Origin of the sequence: Mycobacteroides sp. CBMA 271 (assembly GCF_009729205.1) — a bacterium.
GTDB lineage: Bacteria > Actinomycetota > Actinomycetes > Mycobacteriales > Mycobacteriaceae > Mycobacterium.
Window position 1 is genome coordinate 216,874 of record NZ_VTHB01000003.1, and the last position, 22,061, is coordinate 238,934.

The window sequence follows — 22,061 nt, forward strand, 5'->3', positions numbered from 1 at the left end:
CGGATGTTCGGTAACGGTGCCCGTCAGCGGTCGTGTGTCAGCAGCATCTCGCCGACGGATTTGCGTCGGCCTCGGCGTACCGCGAGCGCCAGAATTCGCCCTCGGTGGGCACCGGACGGTCGGGGTGTCGGCGCCGCAGATGCTCGACGTACCGCTGGTAGTCGTGATCGCCCATCAGGGAGGTGAACCACCACACCAGGCCCCTGATCACCTTCATGTCGGGGTCCCCGCGAGTTCACGTGCTGCCCACTGTTTTTCGACGTCTTTCTCCACATCGGTGGGTAGGAAGCCGCTGGGCGCGAAGAGTGTGGAGGGCACGGCGGGATCTTCCATGACAGGCAGACCGCCAGCCCGGACTGCCCGCAGGCATGTCCAGACTCCCGCCGCAACGACCACCAACACCAACGAGGCGAAGAAAGCTGAGAGCGTCCCCTGCACAAACGTGTTCCGAATCACGGCGTCGATAGCCTCGGGCGTCTTGGCGGTTTTGAAGCTGGTCATGCCGGCGTCGCGGGCCGCGGCGTACAGCTGATGCTGCGTCCAGTACCCCACGGCCGGATCGGCGGAGAAGATCTTCTGCCAGGAGGCAGCCATGGTGACGGTCAGGTCCCAGGCCAGCGGGATCCCCGGGATCCACGCCCACTTGTACAGACCTTGCTTGACGACGATCGTCAGCACCACCGTCAGCGCGATCGCGGCCAGCAGCTGGTTGGCGATGCCGAAGAGCGGGAACAAGGTGTTGATACCGCCGAGGGGGTCGGTGACCCCCATCAGCAGGATCGATCCCCAGCCGCCGACGACGATCGCCGAGCAGATCCACGCTCCGGGGCGCCAGGAGGCGTCCTTGAAGCGGCGCAACGGCCCGCCCAGGTTCCCCAGGGAGTCCGACAGCATGAAGCGCGCGACGCGGGTGCCGGCGTCGATGGTGGTGAGGATGAACAACGCCTCGAACATGATCGCGAAGTGGTACCAGAATGCTTTGAAGCCGCTGCCGCCGAAGACGTCGGCCATGACGTGGCTGATCCCGATGGCCAGGGTGGGTGCGCCGCCGGTGCGGGAGACAATCGAGGTCTCGCCGATGTCGCGCGCGGTCTGGGTCAGCTGCTCACCGGTGATTTTCGGCCCGCTCAGCGGCAAGCTGTTGACGTAGGCGGCTGCGGTTTCGGCGGTCCCGCCGGTCGCCGCGGTGGGGGCGTTGATCGCGAAGTACAAGTGCTGGTTGAGGATCGCCGCGGTGACCAACGCCATGACCGCCACGAACGACTCGGTCAGCATGCCGCCGTAGCCGATGAATCGGGCCTGGCTTTCCTTCTCCAGCAGCTTGGGGGTGGTGCCGGAGGCGATGAGCGAGTGAAATCCCGAGAGCGCTCCGCAGGCGATGGTGATGAATAGGAACGGGAACAGCGATCCGGCGAAGGCCGGTCCGGAGCTGTTGAAGGCGAACTCGCTCACTGCGGGCAGCTGTGCCACTGGCCGGGCGATCAGGATGCCGACGGCGAGCATGGCGATGGTTCCGACCTTCATGAAGGTGGACAGGTAGTCGCGGGGCGCGAGTAGCAGCCACACCGGGAGCACCGACGCGGCGAAGCCGTAGAACATCATCAGCCACGCGATGGTGGTTTTGTCGAGGCTGAACAGCGTTTCGCCCCAGCCTGATTCGGCAACCCAGCGGCCGGAGATGATCGCGGTGAGCAGCAGCGCCACGCCGATGACGGTGACTTCGCTGACCTTCCCCGGTCGCAGGTAGCGCAGGTACACGCCCATGAACAGCGCGATGGGAATGGTCATCGCGATGGAAAACACGCCCCACGGGCTTTCGCCGAGGGCATTGACGACGACGAGGCCCAGTACCGCGATAAGGATGACCATGATGACGAAGATCGCGACCATGGCGGCCACCCCGCCGACGGTGCCCATTTCGTCGCGCGCCATCTGGCCGAGACTGCGACCGCCGCGCCGCGTCGAAATCACCAACACCAGGTAGTCCTGGACGGCCCCGGCGAGAACGACGCCGACGACAATCCAGATGATTCCGGGCAGGTACCCCATCTGGGCGGCCAGCACCGGGCCGACCAGGGGACCGGCGCCGGCGATGGCGGCGAAGTGATGGCCAAAAAGGACCCTGCGGTCGGTGGGGACGAAGTCTTTACCGTTGTCGAGAGCTTCGGCGGGGGTGGCGTGGTCGTCGCGTGGTCTGACTAGCTTGCGTTCAATCAGCCTGGCGTAGAACCGGTATGCGATGACGTAGGTGCAGATTGCGGCGACGACGAACCAAACCGCGTTGACATGCTCCCCGCGCAGCAGCGCGATCATCGTCCAGGCGAAGGCGCCCAGCAGTGCGACCAATCCCAGTACCACCCGAGTGGTGGGCGAGGGGGCACGATTGTCGATGATGCCGATGGGCGGCAGGGTGGGGTCGGTTCGCAGCAGCTCGACGCCGGGCGGGGGAGTCACATCCTGGGGCTCTACGGCGGTGGTGGCCATGCCGGTTACCTTAGGTCGCCCGCTCGTGCTGGGCCGGTACATCTACTCACTGTTCAAGTTCAGGGAAAGATCGGGGCGTTCCCTGATGCCCCTCGTGGTCCCCGCTCGTAGCGTTGATACATGACCAAAACGGCGTGGTTTGCAACGGCTTTGGACGCCATGATGGTGGTTCTTCCAGTTGCGGCGGTGGCGCTGGCGGCCGTTGCACATGCGGGCCCGCAGGGTTCCGGCGATGCCGAGACAGTGATCAGTTCCCTTGAGGCGCAGGGAAATTACGTCATCGTCAACCGTTCGGGCGATAAGCCACTGGATAAATGCGCGGTAACCCGGGTGCGGCAGGGGCCCACGATAATCCGGTACGAGCGGCCCGTCGGAGCCGATTCCAACTCGGCCCCGGCGAGCGTCCTGGACCACGGCACCTACTACGTGGACCTGAAATGTTGAGTCGCCCAGCCCGGAAAAGATCAGGGACTTCCCCGATGGGCCAGGGTGTTTCGGCGACCTAAGGTGATGTCATGACTACTGCACTGCGACGGCCCCGCGCTGGGGCGATGATCGGCGGGGTGTGCGCGGGAATCGCGCGGCGCTTCGGATGGGACGTCACGATCGTCAGGGTGCTCACGGTCGCATCGATCCTGCTTCCCGGGCCGCAGGTGCTTGCCTACCTGGTGTTATGGGTGTTCATTCCGCGAGAACGATAAATACGTCCGCTCGCCGGAAGTTAATTTTTCGTAACCAACGGGTGTATGAGGGTCGGCAACCAGGCTAACCGTGGGTTAGTGTGCGGTCATGCGACGGTACGACTACCCCCTACGGGTTATCGCGCTGGGCCTTATCGCCGGTGTGCTGTGCTTCGTGGTGGTGAACCCGGGAAGTGTTGTGGGCCATCCCGCGTCGATGGCGTCGGTGCATGCCCTCGACCAGGAGGAAGCGAGCGCCGCACCGGCGGACGCACCACAGGTTGACGCCTTCGCGCAGGTCGTGCAGATCGCCAAGATGTGTCGGGGGATCCTCGTCGGGGCAATGCTGCTGGTGTCGGGGTTCGTGCTGCGTTATGTACTGCTCACCGCGACGCGGGGATCGTCTGTGCTGCAACGAATTGTCGGCAACGGGGGTCGTGTGGTGTTGCTCAAGGGCTGTGTGAATAGGTGCTGACAGGGCCGGTGTGATCCGTCCCTATCAGTCATGCCGCGGGTAACGCGGTTTCATCCAGGAGCATCCATGAACGTTCGTTACGCAGGTTTGGCACTCATAGTCGCGGGCGCGCTGCTCGCGGCACCGCCGGCGCACGCCGCTCCCGATGGAGACAGCGCCGCCGATGTGATCGCCGACCTGGAGTCGCGCGGCAACATCGTGATCGTCAACCGCGTGGGCAACGGAGCCATGGCTGATTGCAAGTCGACCGCTGTACGGCAGGGGCGGTTCCTCGCGCCGGGTGCGTCGATCAATGTGCCGGGTGGAAGCTGGGGCGGTTCGATGCTGGTGAACAGCAGGGTGGTGTACGTCGACATCACCTGCTGAGCACGTCGAGCAGCACGATCGCGTGATTGTGTTGCGGGTCTTTGGCGGCATAGAGCAGCGTGACGGTGCCATGTTCGCGCTCGAGTTCATGCACAGCGTCCACGGCAGGGTTGCTGGCCAGCTCGGCGCGGTACTCCTCGGCGTAGACGGCCCAATCCTCGGGCGGGGCGTGGTGCCAGCGGACGCGCAGGTCGGGGCTTGGTGCGACGTCCTTGAACCAGAGATCGACCTGTGCGGCGGCCTTGCTGACACCGCGCGGCCAGAGGCGATCGACGAGGACGCGGTATCCGTCCGAGGGGTCGGGGGACTCGTAGATCCGCTTGGTGCGATAGGTCACCAGAGCATTGTCCGTAGACTTTCCTTCCCGTGAGCCTGAACTTGGGAATCGTTGGTCTGCCGAACGTCGGGAAGTCGACGCTGTTTAATGCGCTGACCCGCAATAACGTGCTAGCGGCCAACTACCCGTTTGCGACCATCGAACCGAACGAGGGCGTGGTGCCGCTGCCGGACCCGCGCCTGGACAAGCTGGCCGAGGTGTTCGGTTCGGCACGGACGCTGCCGGCGACCGTGACGTTCGTCGACATCGCCGGGATCGTCAAGGGCGCCTCCGAAGGCGCGGGGCTCGGGAACAAGTTCCTGGCCAACATCCGCGAATGCGATGCCATCTGCCAGGTGGTGCGGGTGTTCGCCGATGACGACGTTGTTCACGTCGACGGCCGGGTCGATCCGGCGGCCGATATCGAGGTGATCGAGACCGAGCTCATTCTCGCCGACATGCAGACGCTGGAGAAGGCGGTGCCGCGGCTGGAGAAGGAAGCCAAGACCAAGAAGGAGCGTCAGCCCCTCGCCGATGCCGCCAAGGCCGCCCAAGAGGTGCTTGACGCGGGCAACACCTTGTTCTCGACGGGGCAGGACTGGTCGGCGGTGCGCGAGCTGAACCTGATGACCACCAAGCCTTTCCTGTATGTGTTCAACGCCGACGAGGCAGTGCTGGGGGATGAGGCGCGAGTGGCGCAGCTGCGTGAGCTGGTGGCGCCGGCCGATGCGGTGTTCCTGGACGCGAAGATCGAGTCGGAGCTGCAGGAGCTGGACGAGGAGTCCGCAGCCGAGCTGTTGGAATCGATCGGGCAGACCGAGCGAGGCCTGGATGCGTTGGCGCATGCGGGTTTCCATACGTTGAAGCTGCAGACATACCTGACGGCCGGGCCAAAAGAGGCGCGGGCGTGGACGATTCATCAGGGCGATACCGCGCCGAAGGCGGCCGGCGTCATCCACACTGATTTCGAGAAGGGCTTCATCAAGGCCGAGGTGGTGTCCTACGCCGACCTCGTCGAGGCGGGTTCGATGGCCGCCGCCAAGTCGGCGGGCAAGGTGCGGATGGAAGGCAAGGAATACGTCATGGTCGACGGGGACGTGGTCGAGTTCCGCTTCAACGTGTAGTGGCAACCTGCAACGGCTCACATCAATCGGTCAAAGTATCTGTCGGTCTTAGCATTCCGTAGAAATCGTTCATACACCCCTGCTATCTCAGTCGGCGTGGATGAGATGTAGTCATGCCATACGTCCCATCGGTTGTGCGGGTAGCTGAGCAAGTTGTTGAGAGCGTTGTTGACGGCGATCCTCTGGGCACGATCGTCCTCCGCGGTGGGCCAGGACTCTGCGATGCGGCGGATCTCGTCCCGGCCAAACCCCATGAGCGTCTCGAACTCCCAGTCCTCGAAAAACGGTCCGCTGACAGTCGCCCATAGACACTCGAGGATGACGCCGGCGTCTCGCGCGTTCTCGACCATGAGGCGCACCCTAGCCTTAGGTAAGCAGGCTTGCGTTTGGTCTGGGGTAACGACCTAGGTTGTGGATGTTGATCGGCTGCGCAATCTGGTGGAGTTCCGTTTCAATGCCTGACCTGGGTGTTAATCTGAGTCACGTGGCGACGGTGTCTGCCACGTTCTGCGCTTCCAGGTGAACGATCACCTGAATCATTGCGGAGAGGCCTGAACTGATCAGGACATGTCCGAATGGGGTGCTGCGCCTTCTGGCGCGCCAATTCCATTGCGCCGGTACACCGATACCGGCGGACGAAAGGACATGACAGTGGCTACGAAGGACGACAAGAACCTGCGGCAGGTCCTCGACAAGATCGCGGGGATGGATGAGCCTGCGCGGGGTGTCATGCGGCGCATGCACGATGTGATCGTCGCTGCTGCACCCGATCTCAAGCCGCGTATTTGGTACGGGATGCCGGGCTATGCCAAGTCCGCGAGCAGTCCCGTCCTCGTTTTCTTCCGGAACGACGACCTGATGAGCCTTGGCGTGAGCGAAAAGGCGGCGCTCAAGCCGGCCGGAGGCCAAGACGGGCTGTTGATTCCTGCGGCCTGGTACTTCGATGGGCTCGACGATGTCACCGAGCAGCGTGTTGCCGAGATCGTCCGCGGCGCGATTGAGTGACGGGGCGAGATTCGGTCGGCCATCTTCGGGTCGGTTCAGAGGTTGCTCTGTGCCGGAATGCGGTCGAATTCCGTTTCAACGTGTAGGCGTTGAGGCTCCCACCTATGGTGATAATGGCTCTGTGTTCAGTCACGAGCGGTCGACGCGGACCGCGTTCGAAGCGAAGGTCGAAGGACTCGCGGGATTGCGGATCGAGGCTGTCGACTATTGGGACTTGCAAACCGAAGAGCCTGAGCCCGCTCAGTGGGACTACGGCGATTGGCATCACGCTGTGATGGGCGTCCAGTTGACGACTGATTCGGGGCCTCGCACGATCACGTGGACCAACGCCTTTCACCCCCACGGTGTCGAGGTCTTTAACGAGCCGATCCAGTGCCTGTTCGTTGGTGAGAGCGGGTGCGAGCGCAACGGACCGATTGGGATGTCGCGGTGGCAGCCGCTGGTTGGGCAACCAATACGGCGGGCGGTCCCGATATGGGAGAGCATTGAATTGGGGCCGGCGACTGATCGGCGTGGTTGCGTTGTCGGTGCGCCGAGAGTGGTCGAGGTGCCGGCTGCCGTCCGCGTAGATTTTGCCTCGGCTGCGGTGTGGTTCGTGGCCGCGATTCCCAAGCCGCATTCGGTAGACGACGTGGTCATGTTCGGCGACGAAATCATGGTCGTCTTCTCTGCCGACAAGATGCGGGCGATCGGGTTCGAAGATCCGACGATTGCGTCATAGGGCGACGACTCCAGCATCGTCGGCGTCGTGGCCAACCGCCGCGTACGTTCAACGTATGGGCCTGAAAGTCATACGGGACAGCGACCCATGGGAATCGCGGGATCTCGAGCTCTTGCATCACGCAGTGCTTGATGAGATGAAGACGACGAACGCCTTCCATGAATTTGGGCTGTCAGAACAGATAATGAAGACGCTGTCCTGGGCGGTCACTACTCGGATCGACTATGCGTTTGCGGTCAAGTGGTCACCAGACTGGGTGGCACATGGCCGGCCGCATACCTGGCGAGACGAGCAGGGCTGGCATGCCCGCTGCAATGAGTGCCTCGCGGAAAACGTCTCCGCGCAAGCCGAAGATGAGGTCGTGGCGTGGTTTGACGATCACTCCAGCCAAGAACATCCGTCAACATGACAGACGCCGTCTCCTCGCGCCTTCGTCGGAGGGTCGTGCGCGACTTCCCTGACCCCGAAACCGCGGCAGAGGGGATTCGACTCGTTGGAGGCGCTTCGAATTCGGAACGCATACAAGCAGCGATCGTTTTCGCAGCTGATGGCAATCAGCGGTGGATTCAAGACGGAGTCGAACTGGCTGCTTTGGACTATCGCGACGTATTAGTCAATGGGCGATTGGCGGGCGGCGACTGGGTTGTGCAGCTTGATCGTCAACTGGGGCCGTAGTGGCAGGGGTGCGTGCAGTCCTCTGCCGCTTGGGAATTGACGTCACTCGTAGAACTGGACGAGGCAGAATTCGTGTCTCTCGGGATCGAGCATGACGAGCACAACGCCTTCGTCATAGTCGTGACGTTCACCCGACCAGGATCCTCCGAGGCTTTCGACCTGCGCGCGAGCGGCCTCGATGTCGTCGACGTCGACATCGAGGTGCAACCGCACCTTTGAAGTCTTCGGCTCCGGTACCCGCTGAAAGGTAAGTCGGGGTTGGCTGCCCGTTCGTGAGCCCAACGTTGCCCAGTCCGGATCGTCGCCGTGTTCGGTAGAGGGCGCAAGGTCGAGCAGCGCACCCCAGAACAACGCGAGCCGCGTGGGATCCGTGCAGTCAATGGTGAGTCCGAACCAACGATTCGCCACTCGAGCATTGTCGCTCATAGGCGGGCACTTGTTTGTGTCCTAAGAAATCGCCAGCGTGTCAGTCTTGCACGTAGGACACCACGGTCATCATTCCGGTCTCGCCGTGATAGATGTTGTGGCAGTGAGTAAGCCACTGTCCGGGGTTATCGGCGTCGAAGTCCACCTCGACGGTTTTCATCGGGGCGACGAGGACGGTGTCCTTCCTGGCGCGGTGACCGCCCTTGGCGTCGCGCACCGCGAAGGTGTGCCCATGCAGATGCATGGGGTGGAACATCATCGAGTCGTTGATGAACCGCAGACGCGCCCGCTGCCCTTCGCGCACGGGCAGGCCATCGCGCGGATCGTAGGTCTTGCCGTTGATGGTCCACGTGTACTTGCCGACGGGCCCGGCCAACCGCACGTCATGCGTGACGTCGGGGTTGCGCTGCTGAAGTTGAACCTCGGGGGTGGCGGTCAGCGTCGAAGTATCCAGTGGCACTTGGGACTTCATCAGCATGGCGGCGTCCTGCGCACGCCCGAGTACCGGGGTGTCACCTGAACGCAGAATCAATTGCGCAAAGCCATCTTTCCCTTCGGGCACGGCCACAAGCGGCACCGACGCAGCCGGGATGGTGACGACGGCATCGACGCGCTCGCCCATAGTGACCAGGATGGTGTCGGCCTTGTACGGCTGCACCGGGAAGCCATCGGTGTGGGTGACGGTCATGGGAACGCCGGGGATACTGACCCGGAACGCCGTGTCGCCACCGGCGTTGATGATGCGCAACCGCACGCGTTGTCCGGCGCGGTAGGTGACCGTCTGTGGATCGGCGGCCACCCGGCCATTGGCCAGATAGTACGGATACTTCACGTCGCCGCTGTCCATGCCGAGCGGCGCCGTCGGGTCGACTCGCATGCCTCCCATGGAGTGATCCATCGGTGGCATTCCCTTGGTGCGCAACTCCTCCAGGACTCGATCGGGATCGGTGCCGGTGCCGTCGATCCAGTCGTCGAGGGCCACCACGAGTTCCTCGTCGTACTGGCCGCCGTCATCGGGATCCTCGATGATCAGCGGTGCGTAGAGCCCGCGATCGATCTGCGTCCCGACGTGGGGGTGGAACCAGTACGTGCCCGGGTGCGGCACCGCGAACTCGTAGTCGAACGTTCCCGTCGGTGGGATCTCCGGTTGGGTGAGGCCAGGTACGCCGTCCATGTCGTTGCGCAGCGCGAGGCCATGCCAATGCACCGTGGTGGGTGCCGGGAGATTGTTGACTGTTTGCACGCGAAGTATTTCTCCCTTGCGCACGCGGATCTCGTGCCCGGGTACCCGTCCGCCGTATGCCCATGTCGACGCGGGCGTTCCAGCGAGGTCGATTTGAGTGGGGCCGGCATTCAAGGTGAATTGTCGGATCTGTGCCGACGGGCCGCGTCGGGCCGCCTCTGCCGCCGCGACTCGCGGAGAGTCGGCAGTAACGCGTTGTGGTGTAGCAGTTCCCGTGGAGTTCCTGGTGCACGATGCGACGAATCCCGCCGCGGCCACTGTCATACCGAGCCGCAGTAGCTCGCGCCGGCCAATCATTGGTCGGATTCCAGACGCCATTGTTCCTCCTGAACCGGGATGTCGAAGACCCTCTATATATACCCCGTAGGGGTATATATAGGCAATTGCATGCTAGCGTCGGCATGTGTTGCCGTCCAATGGTGAACTGCAACCGGTGTGGCGGGGCTACGTCGCGTCGGATGTCCGTACGCGGGCTGTGGTGACGTGCTGAACGTCGCCCGCCTGCCGCGGTGGGTCGCTCTGGTCATCGCAGGCGTGATCGCCGCCCCCGTTCTTCATTGCACAGTCGCCACAGGCGCGGTGTCGCATGACTCTGTAGGTGTCATCGCAGACGCATTCCGCATGCCGTGGGCCACGGCATATCGCCTGTCTGCCAGTGAAGTCTTCGCCGCGCTAAGTGCGGCACAAACGTAGGGAATCGCATGTACGGACGCAGCATTTTCCACCGCATCGGCGGCCTCTGCGTGGCTGCCGCAACTGCCGGTGTCATCGCCGCTGTCGGCGCTCCGATCGCCGACGCTGGCCCCAAGAACCTTGGAGATGCCGAGGTCGTCGTCACCTCGCTGAAGGCCAGGGGCGACAAGGTTGTCATCAACCGCCGCGGCAGCGCGCCGTTGACCGAATGCATCGCGACCTCGGTGCGTGAGGGGCGGTCGGAGTATCGCTGGCAGCGCGTGCGTGGGGCCGACCCGACGAGTCCATTGGTGCAGGTGCTGGATTACCGGGTGATGCATGTCAGTGTTGAGTGCTGACCTCGGTTAGGTAGCGATCAGGTCACATACCCCGTGAGGGTATGCGAAACCGTGCTAGCCTGGCTCCATGCTGACCAGGGTGCGCCGTACGCGTGGCCAGGGTCGACTGTGGCTTGTTGCGGTATTGGTCGGGATCGTCGCGAGTCTGCCGATCCTGCATTGCGTCTCGGGTAGCGCTAGTGCCGCCCCCGCCCCGCATCATCAGGCGACGCATGCCGCACTCGTTGGGCACGGTCCGTCGGCCATCCATGCGCACCTCGACAATGCGGTGCATCAGATGTCATGCCAGACCGTGGACGGGCTGGTCGCGCTGACCCGAGGCCACAACCCGCTGCGGGTTCTCATTGTGCTGGCGGCGTTGGCGCTCGCCACGTTGGTGTTCCAGCCGGTGGCCGCACATCTCTCCCGCGGGCCGCCGCTACCCGTCGGCTATCAGGCGGCCCGGACGGGCCGCGACATACTCTCCAATCTCTGCGTCCTTCGGCGCTGATCGGCTCTTTGGGCCAAGCGGAGTTCCGCCATGCCCACACATGCCGTCATCAGCTTCCCGGCCGCCTCATGCGGCCCTCACGCAGGGATCCTTCATGAATAACAGCATTGCTCTGTCATCTCGCCGTAGCTGCACCCATCTGGGGCCGCGGTTCCACGACCCCAACACCTTGGTGGGCAACACCCCGGTGCTGTGGGTGGCCGAACCGTTTTCGGGGCCCGATACGGGCTTCTGGGCAAAACTCGAAGCCCACAACCCCAACGGTATGAAAGACCGCCCCGCCCTGTACATGATCGAGCAAGCCAGGACGCGCGGCGACCTCAAGCCCGGCGCCATGATCGTCGAATCCACCAGTGGAACACTTGGTTTGGGGCTGGCACTGGCCGGAATCATCTATCGCCATCCGGTCACTCTCGTCTGCGATCCGGGTTTGGAGCCCATCATCGTGCAGATGCTGACGGCCTATGGTGCGCGCGTGGACATCGTCGCCGAGCCACATCCGGTCGGCGGATGGCAGCAGGCGCGCAAGGATCGCGTCGCCGAAATTCTTTCCGTCGAAACCGATTCATGGTGCCCCGACCAGTACCAGAATCCCGACAACGTCGAAGCCTACCGAGGGCTTGCCGAGGAACTGATCGACCAGTTGGGCACCGTGGACACCCTCGTCTGCTCGGTGGGCACCGGCGGACATTCCTCGGGCGTGGGACGGGTACTGCGGGAACATAATCCGGACCTACGTCTCGTGGGCGTCGACACCATCGGCTCCACCATCTTCGGTCAGCCCGCCAGCACGCGGCTGATGCGCGGCCTCGGGTCGAGCATCTATCCGGGCAATGTCGATTACAGCGCGTTCGACGAAGCTCATTGGGTCGCACCCAATGAAGCGGTTTGGGCGGCCCGGACCCTGGCCGCCAGCTATCACGCTAGCGGCGGATGGAGTGTTGGCGCCGTCGCGTTGGTCGCAGGCTGGGTGGCCCGCACGTCCGCCCCGGGTACCCGCGTCGCGGCCGTTTTCCCCGACGGCCCAATGCGCTACCACGGCACAATCTACGACGACGACTACTGCCGCGAGCACAACCTGCTGGACCGCCCGCCGGCGCAGGATCCCGATGTGATCGACGATCCGGCGGACCGAGTGGTAGACCGGTGGACCAGACTGACCCGTGTGGTGGACCCCATAGGACGGACGGCGTGATCCAGACGTTCCGGCAGTTCCGGACTTTCGATCGGCCCAGCCAGGTGTTGATGGTGAACCAATTTGCCATCAACGTCGGTTTCTACATGCTGATGCCTTACCTGGCTGGGTATCTGGCCGGGCCACTGGGTTTGGCCGCCTGGATGGTGGGGCTGGTCCTGGGTGTCCGTAACTTCTCGCAGCAGGGGATGTTCCTGGTCGGCGGAACCCTGGCCGACCGGTTCGGCTACAAGCCGCTGATCATCGCCGGATGTCTGCTGCGCACCGGTGGATTCCTGATGCTGGCCTTCGTCGGATCACTGCCGGCGATACTGATCGCCTCGGCTGCAACGGGTTTCGCGGGCGCCCTGTTCAATCCCGCGGTGCGCGCCTACCTGGCGGCGGACTCGGGTGAGCGCAGGGTGGAAGCCTTCGCCGTCTTCAACGTCTTCTATCAGGCCGGCATTCTGTTTGGCCCGATCGTCGGTCTGGCGTTGACGGCGTGGGACTTCCGGATTACCTGCGCGGTCGCCGCGGCGGTGTTCGCGATCTTGACGGTGGTTCAGCTGATGGCTCTGCCGCCAAACCGTGCCGAGCAGGAGGCGGATAGGCAGCCGGTGTTGTCCGAGTGGCGTTCGGTGGTGTCCAACAAGGCTTTCCTGCTGTTTTCGGGCGCCATGATCGGCTCATACGTGCTGACGTTCCAGGTGTACCTCGCATTGCCGTTCCAGGCGGCCTTACTGACGGATGACAAGAAGTCCGAAACGGTGTTGGTGACAAGCATCTTCGTCGTATCTGGTCTGGTGGCGATAGCCGGGCAACTGCGGCTCACCCGGTGGCTCTCGGCACGATTCGGTCCCAGCCGCAGCCTGGTACTCGGGATGCTGGTCATCGCCGCTGCCTTCGTGCCGTTGGCGCTGTTACCGACGGCCGGCACCGCCGGATCGGTCCTGGCGGTCGCCGCGCTGCTGTTCTCGGCGGCGCTGTTGGCCGTCGGAACCATCGCGACCTTCCCGTTCGAGATGGACACGGTGGTCACCCTGGCGCGTAACCGGCTGGTTGCCACGCACTACGGGTTGTACAACACGATCGTCGGTGTCGGCATTCTGGCCGGAAACCTCTTGACCGGCACCATCTTCGGGTACTCGCAGCAGCACGGCACGCCCGCATTGCTCTGGGTATCGTTGACCGGTGTGGGTGTGGTGTGTGCGGTCGCGCTGCTAGCGCTGCGGCGGGCGGGGATGCTCGACCAGGGCAGGGAAGTGGCGCCGGCCGCCCGTGCCTGAGTAGTTTGTGGGGGCCATGACCATCCCCGCGAAGTCCGTCAACCTTGTCAACCTCGAGAACGTTTCGAAGTCATACGGCGTCAAGCCGTTGCTCTCGAACGTCAGTCTGGGGGTGCAGGAGGGGGACCGCATCGGGGTGGTGGGTCTCAACGGCGGAGGCAAGACCACGCTGTTGGAGGTGCTCGCGGGCATCGAGCCGGCCGATCAGGGCCGCGTGAGCCGCGTCGGGGACCTGCGGCAGGCCGTCGTCACCCAGCGCGACGACCTCGACGGCGCGACGGTGTTCGATGTCGTGATCGCGCCCCTGGGTGTCGCCGAGCACGAATGGGCAGGCGACGCGCGGATCCGCTCTATTCTCGACGGTCTCGGGGTCGCGGGGCTCGGTCTGGACAGACGCGTTGATCAGCTGTCCGGCGGCCAGCGGCGCCGGGTCGGCCTCGCCGCCGCACTCGTGCGCGATCTGGACCTGCTGATCCTCGACGAGCCCACGAACCATCTGGACGTCGAAGGCGTGCAGTGGCTCGCCGAACATCTTCTGGCACGGCGCACCGCGCTAGTGGTCGTCACCCACGACCGATGGTTCCTCGACACCGTCGCCTCCCGCACCTGGGAAGTGGTCGACGGCAGCGTCGAATCCTACGAAGGCGGGTACGCCGACTGGACTTTCGCGCGTGCCGAACGTGGGCGGCAGGCGGACGCCGCGGAAGCGCGTCGCCGCAATCTCGCGCGCAAGGAGCTGGCCTGGTTGCGGCGCGGTCCGCCTGCGCGCACCTCCAAGCCCCGGTATCGGATCGAGGCGGCCGAAGCCTTGATTGCCGATGTACCGCCGCCACGAGACTCCGTGGCGCTCACCGCGTTTGCGCGCCGGCGGTTGGGACGCATCGTCATCGAGCTTGAAGATGCGACGGTGACAACGCCCGGCGGCGAGGAACTGGTACAGGACCTGACCTGGCGTTTGGCGCCCGGTGAACGCATCGGCCTGGTGGGGGTCAACGGATCCGGGAAGACGACCCTGTTGCGGGTGCTTGCCGGTGCGGTGCCCTTGGCTGCCGGGCATCGCAAGGAGGGCAAGACGGTCAGCATTGGCTGGCTGCGTCAGGAACTCGACGATCTGCCGGGCGATATCCGGATGCTCGACGCGATCGAGGAGATCGCCCTGCGAATCACGCTGGGGGACAAAGAGATGTCCGCGTCACAGGTTGCCGAGATGCTCGGTTTCAGCCCGGCACGGCAACGCACGCCGGTGGGCGACCTCTCCGGTGGCGAGCGTCGCCGGCTTCAGCTGACGCGTGTGCTTATGGCGGAGCCGAACGTACTTATTCTCGACGAGCCCACCAACGACCTGGATATCGAGACCCTGCAGCAGGTGGAGGATCTGCTGGACGGCTGGGCGGGGACATTGGTGGTGGTCAGCCACGATCGATACCTCATCGAGCGTGTCTGTGATTCCACCTGGGCGCTGTTCGGTGACGGCAAGCTGACCAACCTGCCCGGCGGCATCGAGGAGTACCTGCGCCGGCACACGCCTACGGTGACTGGCCCCTTAAAGTCCGCACCGGATCGCGGCCGCGACGGTGCGGCGCAGCGGGCCGCGCAAAAGGAACTCGGCCGGCTCGAACGGGCTGTTGCCAAGTTCGACGATCGTGAGGCGGTGCTGCATCAGCAGCTCGCACAGCACGCCACCGACCCGGACCGGGTGGTGAGCCTGACGGCCGAACTCAACGCGGTCGTCGCCGACAAGGGTGCCGCCGAAGTGCGCTGGATGGAACTCGCCGAAGAGCTTGAGTAGTTCGGCCAGGGCAGATGTCACGTCCAGTGTGCGTCTACACAGAGATTTCGGCGCTTTTCTCTGCGTGGACGCACACTCGCGGATGCGGGATCTTAAATAAAGAACGCGGGCAGTCGGTGTGACTGCCCGCGTCTGTGAACGGATGGATGAGTGAGAAACATCCGGGACTGGGCCCGGCATGCGATGCGCTACGCGCCTCGCCGATGCGTCCCCCTATGGGGTTCGCCTACCTGCCGTTATCCGGCTAGCGGGAACCACTCATCGGTCTGCTCCGAGTTGTCGCCCTCAACCAGCAGCTCGCCGCTGTAGATGGCTTCGAAGTCGATCTCGATGACCGTGGCACCGAATTCCTCGTTCGTCATGTACTGAACAGTAGGGGTCACTATTAAGAAATCATTGAGTCACGATTCGGAAAAGTCTGGCAATTTTCGGAGAGGGCATCTGCCCAGGTCATAGACCATGAACGGCCTTGCTGAATCCTTAAGAAAGCGGATTCGTGTCCTTGACAAGTACCCAGGCGGCAATCGCGGCCCCGATTCCGGCCACCACAAGCACCGTCGACGCTGCCGGCGGCCATTGTGTGCGCCCGAATCGGCCGTCCACGGAGACGCGTCCCGGCCCCAGCAGGATCACGGAAATCGCGCCCACGCCGAGCACCAACGGCATCTTGATCCAGTCCCAGTCGGGGGCAACTCCCAACCCGGTTCGCATGGAGTAGCCGTGCAGCCCCACATACAACATCGCGGCCAGTACGGCGCAGGCGCCGAAGGGAGTGAGCAGGCCGACTACCAGCATGGCGCCGCCGATCGTGTACGCGCCGACGAGCACCTGCGCCGCCAGATCCGGGTAGGAATGTGCCGGCGATCCGATGATCTGCGCGGATGGCGTGGGCCCGAATAGGGCTTCGATACCGCTCCAGCACAGCACCGCGCCCAACGCGACACGCAGGGCCAGCAGCCCAATATTGTTGCGGGTCAAGGATTCACTGTATTCACCGGTGCGCGGCACGCCGGAAGTCTATGGCACGGGCGCTAGGGTGAATTCGCTATGGCGGCGGTCACTTCCCGGTACGACGACGGCAATGACGTCCCCGGCCTACCTCCCGTGCGGATTGCGCGTGGCGACCTGACGACGATCACCGCGCTGACGGCCCTGGTGTTCGGGTGGGCGAGCAGGGGTTACGGGTACTTCTTCGACGAGGCCTACTTTGTTGTCGCGGGACGCGACCACCTGTCGTGGGGCTACTTTGACCAGCCTCCGCTGGTGCCGTTCATCGCCGGCATGGCCGACAACCTCGCGCCCGGATCGTTGTTCGTGCTGCGCCTGGCGGCGACGGCGGCGGTGGCGATCGGGACGTTGATGTGTGGGCTGATCGCCGCGGAGCTGGGCGGTGGGCGCCTGACGCAGTCGCTGTCGGCGATCGCCTATGCCACCGCCATGTTCCAGATCCTCGCCCACTGGCTGCAGACGCCGGCGATCGATCCGGCACTGTGGGCGGTGGTGTGCTGGCTGTTGGTGCGCTGGACGCGCGGCTACCGCGAAGGGCTGCCCGACGATCGGCTGCTGCTATGGGCGGGAGTCGTCACCGCGGTCAGCATGCAGACCAAGTTCCTAATTCCTGCTTTGTGGTTGGCGGTGCTGCTCGGCGCGGCGGTCCTCGGACCGCGTGCGCTGCTGCGTCGTCCGAAGCTGTGGATCGGGGCGGCGGTTGCGGTGGTGGCCACCGTCCCGACTCTCATCTGGCAGGCGACCCATGGTTGGCCGTACCTGCGGATGGTCGGCATCGTGGCGGCCGAATCCGAGCGCGGTGCGGCACTACTGGCCGGGATGCTCATCGGTTCCGCGGTCATCGGATTGGTAATGCTGCTGGCTGGGATGGTGGCGCTGTTGGCGGCGCCGTCGCTGCGGTCCTATCGGTATCTCGGCATTGCGGCGGTACTGGTCGGGGCGTTCATGTTCGCCTCCCACGGGCGTGCCTACTACGCCATGGGGTTGTATGCACTGCTGATTGCCGCGGGTGCGGTGGGCCTTTCACGGTGGCGACCGGTGCGGCCCGCAGTGCGCGGCGTCGTCTATGGACTCATCGCGCTGGTAACCGCGGCATCGGTGGTGATGGCGATCGTTCGGCTTCCGATCGTGTCCGAATCGGCTGCGGCGCGTTGGTTTTCCTGGGCCGGGGCGATGGGGCCCACCATGCTGGCCGGAGGGGATCACTCGACCGAAGGGCTGCGCCGGGTGGCCCGGGACACCTACGAGTCGATGCCGTCGGACGTGCGCGACCGCACCGCACTGGTGGCGCAGATTTATCCGATGGCCGCCGCCTACGACGTCGAGGCCGGACGTGCGGGTACCTCCCGGGCCTTCAGTTTCCACCGCGGCTACTACTACTTTGGGGCGCCGCCGGAATCGATGACGGACATGATGTACATCGGTGTCGACGACCCGGATCCCACACTTGCCCAGGGGTTCCGGGGGGTACAGCGGATCGAGCTGCTGCATGCGCCTGACGAGGACGAGGCGCATGTCTACCGGTACTACGGCAGAATTGCGCCGTGGCAACAGCTATGGGATCAGTGGCGCACCTTCTAGTAGGCACCCGATGACGGTCGAACAGATGGCGCCTCGTGACGCCCAGATGTACTGGATGTCGACGAAGATTCCGAACGACCAGTTCCTGTTGTTCTGCTTCGATGGGCCCACCGCCGGTCTCGAGGCCGTGCGGTCGACCGTGGCCGCGCGTGCTGTCCGTATCGCCGATCTGCGGGTGCGGGCCGTCGACGTTCCAGGCCACCTCGACTATCCCTACTGGGGGCCACGCGACGAATCGCATCTGCCGTTGACGGTGCATTCGCTCGCCGAACCCAGTTGGTCGGAGTGTCGATCGGCGGTCGCCGCGCTGCTGACGGGCACCGTAGATATTCGCGAAAGTCCTTGGCATCTGCATATTTTCCCGGACGTTGTGGGCGCGCCAGAGACTTCTGGTCCGGCGCTGGTGGCGGTGCTGCAGGTGTCGCACGCACTGGCCGACGGTCGACGCTCCACTGCCGCAGCGCGTGCACTGTTCGGTGCTGACGCACCTACGGGCGGCCCAGTTCCCGAGGTGCCCCCGCTGACGGTCCTGCGCGGTGTGGCGGATTTCCCGGCGAAGCTGGGACGGCTGCTGGGTGCGAGCAGGGGCGGCTATCTGGCCTATCGACGGCAGCAGGAGTTGGTCGCGGCGGGTGAGCTGGAGCCCGAACCGCAAGGCTTCCCGTTGATTTCACTCAATGCCAGGCCCGACGAGCGCCACGAGATCCGGATGATTGTGCGACCACGCGAGGAGCTTCGGGCACCCCCGGTGAGCGTGACCGTCGCCGTTGTGGCGGCGATCGGCACGGCGCTACCGCAGTACTTGCGCGATCATGGTCAGTGGGTTCCAGAGAGGCTCGGTGCCGAACTCACCGTCGCCGACTCCGGAGAATCCCTGGCCCGCAACAATTTCCGGAACGTCGGCGTCGACCTGCACTGGAACGAGCCGGACCTGCGTATCCGGGCGCAGCGAATCACCGAGGGCATCGAGAACAGACGGCGTCGGGCCGCGCATCCGGTGATGGTCGCGCAACGTGAAGGCGGTAGCGCGATGCCCGCGCCGATGATGTGGGCCGGCGTCAACGCCTTCAACGCCGATCTCATGCCGCCGACCGTCGCCGGTAACACCGTGGTGTCGAGCGTGGTCAGGGGCGCCGCCGACCTGACGCTGGCGGGTGGACGAGTGGTGTTCACCGCCGGGTTCCCCGCACTGTCGCCGGTGATGGGCCTGACGCACGGGGTGCACGGGATCGGCGACACGGTGACGGTGAGCGTGCACACCAGCGCGGCGGTGATGCCCGATATCGATCATTACGAGAGCCTGCTGGCCGAGGCACTGGATACGGTGTCTCGCGGCTTGCGATGAGTTTTCTGGTCGGCGCCGGTCGATACCGATATGCCAACGATTATCCCGTGTCTCTGGTTCGACACCCAGGCCGAAGAGGCCGCCACGTTCTATGTGTCCGTGTTTCCGAACTCTCGGATTCTCGAAGTCACTCATTACGGGCCGAACACTCCTCAGCTGGAGGGCATGGTGCTCACCGTCGAATTCGAACTCGATGGGCAGCGCTACACCGCCCTCAACGGTGGGCCGCAGTTCACCTTCGATGAGGCGATCTCACTGCAGATCGACTGTGAATCGCAGGAGGAAGTTGACCGCTACTGGGATGCGCTGACCGCAGATGGGGGAGAGGAGTCCCAATGCGGTTGGCTCAAGGACAAATTCGGGGTCTCCTGGCAGGTCGTTCCGCGTGAGCTGATCGACCTGTTGTTCCACTCCGATCCCGTCACCGGCAATGCGGCGATGCAGGCCATGATGGGTATGCGCAAGCTCGACCTGGTGGTAGCGCGGGAGGCGGTGGCCGCCGCTAAGGCGTGATTGCGGGGCTTCATACACTTGGTGTGTGGCTGTCGAGGGTTGCATCGGGTACACGCGCGGTTGTCGCTGTCCGAAATGCACCAGGCATCGGAGACGGCGCGAGGACCGACTTGCCCAGGCCGAACAGCAGGCCGTCGACGAGCGAGCTGAGCGCCGCACACAACTGCGGGATGAACTCACCAGCACAAGGCCCGGCAGTTCCGAATCCGGCCGCGTTGCGCAGTCGCTGAACTATCGGCGCGAACTGGAACAGGAAAGGTCTCGCGTTCTGCAGATGCAGGGGCAGATCAGCGCGCTGCGGCAGATGGCGGTGCAACACTCACCGGGTGCGGAGAGCACCGAGTTGGCGTTGCTTCAGATGCGCCAGCTCCATGAGCTATTGGAGCAGCACCGCGACCAGCTGCGCGAGCTGCTGAACGGCAATGCTGCCGACGATCTGCCGCCGACGACCGACGGATAGTTACTGCGGCCCGAGTCCGTGCGCATAGTGTGCACGTAGCCAACAGACGTCTGGGGAGGGTCCATGAGCGGCGACAAATCTGGGGAGCCGGCGATCGAAGGGGCGGCAGAAGGCGAGCCCGATGCGACGCCGAGCTCAGCCGATCAGACCGGATCTCGTCGCACAGAGGCAGATGACGCGGGGCCGTCGTTGGTTCGCCGGTCGGTCGCCGGTCTCGGTGTTGGGTTTGCCGCGGCAGCGGCGATAGCTGCGATTGTTTTGATGATCCTGGCGATCGTACTTCGGCCGGCGACCGACTTGATCTCTGCGCGAACAACATTGGCATCATGGCTGGTTCTAGTCGCTGCTGCGGTTGTGTTGGTCGGAACGGCGGCTCGGCCGAAGCTGAGAACCGGTGGGCGTTCGACACTAGCCGGAGTAGTCGGCGTCGAGATGATAGTCGTAGCGGCTGTTGTGGTTCCGCTCTGGCTCGGCGGATTCTTTGACGATCTGGGGATATCTCGTTTTGTTGATACCACTGGAGTCACGGTTCTTTGGCGAGCGGCGATCCTGACAGTGCTATCAGCCGTGGTGATAGGCGCTGCGGTTGCGCTCTTCAAACACAAGGTGCCGCTTTACGCGGTGATCAGCGCTTTTGTCGTAGCGGTACTTGTGATTTCAGCGGTGTGTTGCTGGGCTACCGAAAGGTATCGTTCCAGTGTTTGGTACCCGAGTCTGACCGCGATAGCGGCGACGCCGGCGGCGGTGCCCGACGCGCTGGGAGTCGTCCGTTACAAGCTACGACCCGAACTTGGCCCACGGGCCGCCAGCACCGACACCGCGGACATTTACCCAGTAGGCAACGGATTTGTGACCTACGAGGACAACGAAGTGGTCGCCTACGACGGCCCCACCGGGGTAGTGCGTTGGCGTGCGACAGGCTTCGGCACCTTGGAGTCGGACGCAGGTCATTCGATGCTGCGGAGCGTCAACGTCGCGTGGCGAGATCGCGACGACAGGGTCGGCATTGTCGTGTTGCTGGTTGGTGGCGGCCTGGTCGCGCTGGATGGAAGTTCCGGAAAAGTGTTGTGGCGTAGACAATATGACGGCGACTATCCTAAGGTCACCGGTTGGGTTGATGCCCTGGCCATCGCGACACGAATCTCAACAGGCCCGGTGGACGACAAGACCCGTCTGGATTCTCTCGACCCTCGGACGGGCCAGGTGCGTTGGAGCAGGGAGCTCTCTTGCAGTACAAACCTTTCGGAGGGCGTGTCCGGACAATTCATTTCAAACGAATGTGGCAGCAGGCAATCGTCACTTGTCGATGCGTATACCGGAAACATCCTCGGTGAGACCGATCACGGGTGGCTCGACGTTTCGGCCGATAATGATGTGTACGTGACCGAGCCTGCAACTGTATACAAGTGGCCGGATGCGAAAGATGTGACGTCCGTGATTGATTCGACCGGTCATGTCATCGACAAAATCACGGGCGCGATCCCGGTCGGCCGAGCCTTTGACGGTTATCTGCTACTCAGCACCGTTGGTCAGATACCAGTCCTGCGGAACTACCGCACGCACGAATCCGCACCGCTACGTCTTGCGCCATTCCGTGATCCTTACTTCACCGACGCAGCCTGGTTGCAGCATCGGTTGGTGATCAACACTGGGCGCCGCGCCGCGGGCGATCCGATGCCGCTGCACGTGTTGGACCCGGCCCGCGTCGACGCAGAGCCCATCACCTCGCCGTCGCCGTGTGGCGCGAACCGGGCGGTTGAGCAGATCAAGGCGGTCCCCGGTGCCGTGGTGGCCTCTTGTGGCGGTGGCGACGACGTGGCTCCCCTAATCGTGGGTCTCACCAGCCCCGGGTAGCGGCGGTGCGTTGCA

At 64.1% G+C, this 22,061-nt stretch carries 26 protein-coding genes; 18 read left to right on the forward strand and 8 right to left on the reverse strand.

Annotation, left to right across the window (positions count from 1 at the left end):
• Nucleotides 1–37: 37 nt before the first annotated feature.
• A complete protein-coding gene (locus FZI91_RS09750) occupies nt 38–217 on the reverse strand; it encodes a YbdD/YjiX family protein (protein ID WP_155938817.1) in 180 nt (59 codons plus the stop codon).
• Nucleotides 214–2,484, reverse strand: coding sequence for a carbon starvation CstA family protein (locus tag FZI91_RS09755; protein WP_155938818.1), 2,271 nt, complete (start codon nt 2,482–2,484; stop codon nt 214–216). Before FZI91_RS09755 ends, FZI91_RS09750 begins: the two co-directional genes overlap by 4 nt.
• Nucleotides 2,485–2,604: 120 nt before the next feature.
• Here FZI91_RS09755 and FZI91_RS09760 point away from each other — a divergent pair, with 120 nt between their 5' ends.
• From FZI91_RS09760 to FZI91_RS09775, 4 genes are all read left to right on the forward strand, one after another.
• On the forward strand, nt 2,605–2,928 hold the full coding sequence (locus FZI91_RS09760; protein WP_155938819.1) for a hypothetical protein: 324 nt from the start codon (nt 2,605–2,607) through the stop codon (nt 2,926–2,928).
• Nucleotides 2,929–2,999: 71 nt separating this feature from the next.
• The gene (locus FZI91_RS09765; protein WP_155938820.1) at nt 3,000–3,185 is read left to right on the forward strand and encodes a PspC domain-containing protein; all 186 of its coding nucleotides are present in this window, start codon (nt 3,000–3,002) and stop codon (nt 3,183–3,185) included.
• An 88-nt stretch (nt 3,186–3,273) separates the two neighbouring features.
• Nucleotides 3,274–3,639, forward strand: a complete 366-nt coding sequence (locus tag FZI91_RS09770) for a hypothetical protein (protein ID WP_155938821.1) — start codon at nt 3,274–3,276, stop codon at nt 3,637–3,639.
• 66 nt (nt 3,640–3,705) lie between these two features.
• Nucleotides 3,706–4,005: a hypothetical protein gene (locus tag FZI91_RS09775; protein ID WP_162525474.1), complete on the forward strand. Its 300-nt coding sequence runs from the start codon at nt 3,706–3,708 to the stop codon at nt 4,003–4,005.
• Here the strand turns inward: FZI91_RS09775 and FZI91_RS09780 are convergent.
• A complete protein-coding gene (locus FZI91_RS09780) occupies nt 3,995–4,342 on the reverse strand; it encodes a DUF488 domain-containing protein (RefSeq protein ID WP_162525475.1) in 348 nt (115 codons plus the stop codon). The genes FZI91_RS09775 and FZI91_RS09780 overlap by 11 nt on opposite strands.
• A gap of 29 nt (nt 4,343–4,371) precedes the next feature.
• Between FZI91_RS09780 and ychF the strand changes: the two genes are divergently transcribed.
• Nucleotides 4,372–5,445 (forward strand): redox-regulated ATPase YchF, encoded by a 1,074-nt coding sequence (gene ychF, locus FZI91_RS09785; RefSeq protein ID WP_162525476.1) that lies wholly within the window; start codon nt 4,372–4,374, stop codon nt 5,443–5,445.
• A gap of 17 nt (nt 5,446–5,462) precedes the next feature.
• Here the strand turns inward: ychF and FZI91_RS09790 are convergent, their stop codons facing one another.
• Complete coding sequence (locus FZI91_RS09790) at nt 5,463–5,795, reverse strand: hypothetical protein (RefSeq protein ID WP_155938824.1); 333 nt, start codon at nt 5,793–5,795, stop codon at nt 5,463–5,465.
• Nucleotides 5,796–6,090: 295 nt separating this feature from the next.
• Here FZI91_RS09790 and FZI91_RS09795 point away from each other — a divergent pair, with 295 nt between their 5' ends.
• The 3 genes from FZI91_RS09795 to FZI91_RS09805 all read left to right on the forward strand — a co-directional run bounded on the left by FZI91_RS09795 (nt 6,091) and on the right by FZI91_RS09805 (nt 7,580).
• On the forward strand, nt 6,091–6,450 hold the full coding sequence (locus tag FZI91_RS09795; RefSeq protein ID WP_155938825.1) for a DUF1801 domain-containing protein: 360 nt from the start codon (nt 6,091–6,093) through the stop codon (nt 6,448–6,450).
• Nucleotides 6,451–6,571: 121 nt separating this feature from the next.
• The gene (locus FZI91_RS09800; RefSeq protein WP_162525477.1) at nt 6,572–7,171 is read left to right on the forward strand and encodes a hypothetical protein; all 600 of its coding nucleotides are present in this window, start codon (nt 6,572–6,574) and stop codon (nt 7,169–7,171) included.
• A 55-nt stretch (nt 7,172–7,226) separates the two neighbouring features.
• Nucleotides 7,227–7,580, forward strand: coding sequence for a hypothetical protein (locus FZI91_RS09805; protein ID WP_155938826.1), 354 nt, complete (start codon nt 7,227–7,229; stop codon nt 7,578–7,580).
• Nucleotides 7,581–7,888: 308 nt separating this feature from the next.
• Here the strand turns inward: FZI91_RS09805 and FZI91_RS09810 are convergent, their stop codons facing one another.
• Nucleotides 7,889–8,254, reverse strand: coding sequence for a VOC family protein (locus FZI91_RS09810; RefSeq protein ID WP_162525495.1), 366 nt, complete (start codon nt 8,252–8,254; stop codon nt 7,889–7,891).
• A gap of 58 nt (nt 8,255–8,312) precedes the next feature.
• Nucleotides 8,313–9,833 (reverse strand): multicopper oxidase family protein, encoded by a 1,521-nt coding sequence (locus tag FZI91_RS09815; protein ID WP_155938828.1) that lies wholly within the window; start codon nt 9,831–9,833, stop codon nt 8,313–8,315.
• A gap of 383 nt (nt 9,834–10,216) precedes the next feature.
• On the opposite strand from FZI91_RS09815, the gene FZI91_RS09820 reads away from it, so the two are divergent.
• From FZI91_RS09820 to FZI91_RS09840, 5 genes are all read left to right on the forward strand, one after another.
• Nucleotides 10,217–10,546 carry a hypothetical protein gene (locus FZI91_RS09820; protein ID WP_155938829.1) on the forward strand — a complete coding sequence of 110 codons (330 nt, stop codon included), beginning with the start codon at nt 10,217–10,219 and terminating at the stop codon, nt 10,544–10,546.
• 133 nt (nt 10,547–10,679) lie between these two features.
• Nucleotides 10,680–11,036: a hypothetical protein gene (locus FZI91_RS09825; RefSeq protein ID WP_162525824.1), complete on the forward strand. Its 357-nt coding sequence runs from the start codon at nt 10,680–10,682 to the stop codon at nt 11,034–11,036.
• A 169-nt stretch (nt 11,037–11,205) separates the two neighbouring features.
• Nucleotides 11,206–12,231, forward strand: coding sequence for a PLP-dependent cysteine synthase family protein (locus FZI91_RS09830; protein WP_162525823.1), 1,026 nt, complete (start codon nt 11,206–11,208; stop codon nt 12,229–12,231).
• Nucleotides 12,232–12,281: 50 nt separating this feature from the next.
• Entirely contained in the window at nt 12,282–13,496 is a 1,215-nt protein-coding gene (locus FZI91_RS09835) for an MFS transporter (RefSeq protein ID WP_155939061.1), read from the forward strand.
• Nucleotides 13,497–13,503: 7 nt separating this feature from the next.
• A complete protein-coding gene (locus FZI91_RS09840; RefSeq protein WP_309224080.1) occupies nt 13,504–15,285 on the forward strand; it encodes an ABC-F family ATP-binding cassette domain-containing protein in 1,782 nt (593 codons plus the stop codon).
• 236 nt (nt 15,286–15,521) lie between these two features.
• On the opposite strand, the gene FZI91_RS24095 is transcribed toward FZI91_RS09840, so the two are convergent.
• Together FZI91_RS24095 and FZI91_RS09845 are read right to left on the reverse strand one after the other, a co-directional pair.
• On the reverse strand, nt 15,522–15,647 hold the full coding sequence (locus FZI91_RS24095) for a hypothetical protein (RefSeq protein WP_255455770.1): 126 nt from the start codon (nt 15,645–15,647) through the stop codon (nt 15,522–15,524).
• A 118-nt stretch (nt 15,648–15,765) separates the two neighbouring features.
• Complete coding sequence (locus tag FZI91_RS09845; RefSeq protein WP_162525813.1) at nt 15,766–16,293, reverse strand: DoxX family protein; 528 nt, start codon at nt 16,291–16,293, stop codon at nt 15,766–15,768.
• Between the two features lie 39 nt (nt 16,294–16,332).
• Between FZI91_RS09845 and FZI91_RS09850 the strand changes: the two genes are divergently transcribed.
• From FZI91_RS09850 to FZI91_RS09870, 5 genes are all read left to right on the forward strand, one after another.
• Nucleotides 16,333–17,874: a glycosyltransferase family 39 protein gene (locus FZI91_RS09850; protein ID WP_155938833.1), complete on the forward strand. Its 1,542-nt coding sequence runs from the start codon at nt 16,333–16,335 to the stop codon at nt 17,872–17,874.
• 10 nt (nt 17,875–17,884) lie between these two features.
• Nucleotides 17,885–19,219 (forward strand): WS/DGAT domain-containing protein, encoded by a 1,335-nt coding sequence (locus FZI91_RS09855; protein WP_155938834.1) that lies wholly within the window; start codon nt 17,885–17,887, stop codon nt 19,217–19,219.
• A gap of 30 nt (nt 19,220–19,249) precedes the next feature.
• Nucleotides 19,250–19,732 carry a VOC family protein gene (locus FZI91_RS09860; protein WP_155938835.1) on the forward strand — a complete coding sequence of 161 codons (483 nt, stop codon included), beginning with the start codon at nt 19,250–19,252 and terminating at the stop codon, nt 19,730–19,732.
• 25 nt (nt 19,733–19,757) lie between these two features.
• Nucleotides 19,758–20,192 (forward strand): hypothetical protein, encoded by a 435-nt coding sequence (locus tag FZI91_RS09865; RefSeq protein WP_155938836.1) that lies wholly within the window; start codon nt 19,758–19,760, stop codon nt 20,190–20,192.
• A 63-nt stretch (nt 20,193–20,255) separates the two neighbouring features.
• Nucleotides 20,256–22,046 (forward strand): PQQ-binding-like beta-propeller repeat protein, encoded by a 1,791-nt coding sequence (locus FZI91_RS09870; RefSeq protein ID WP_155938837.1) that lies wholly within the window; start codon nt 20,256–20,258, stop codon nt 22,044–22,046.
• Nucleotides 22,047–22,061 lie beyond the last annotated feature (15 nt).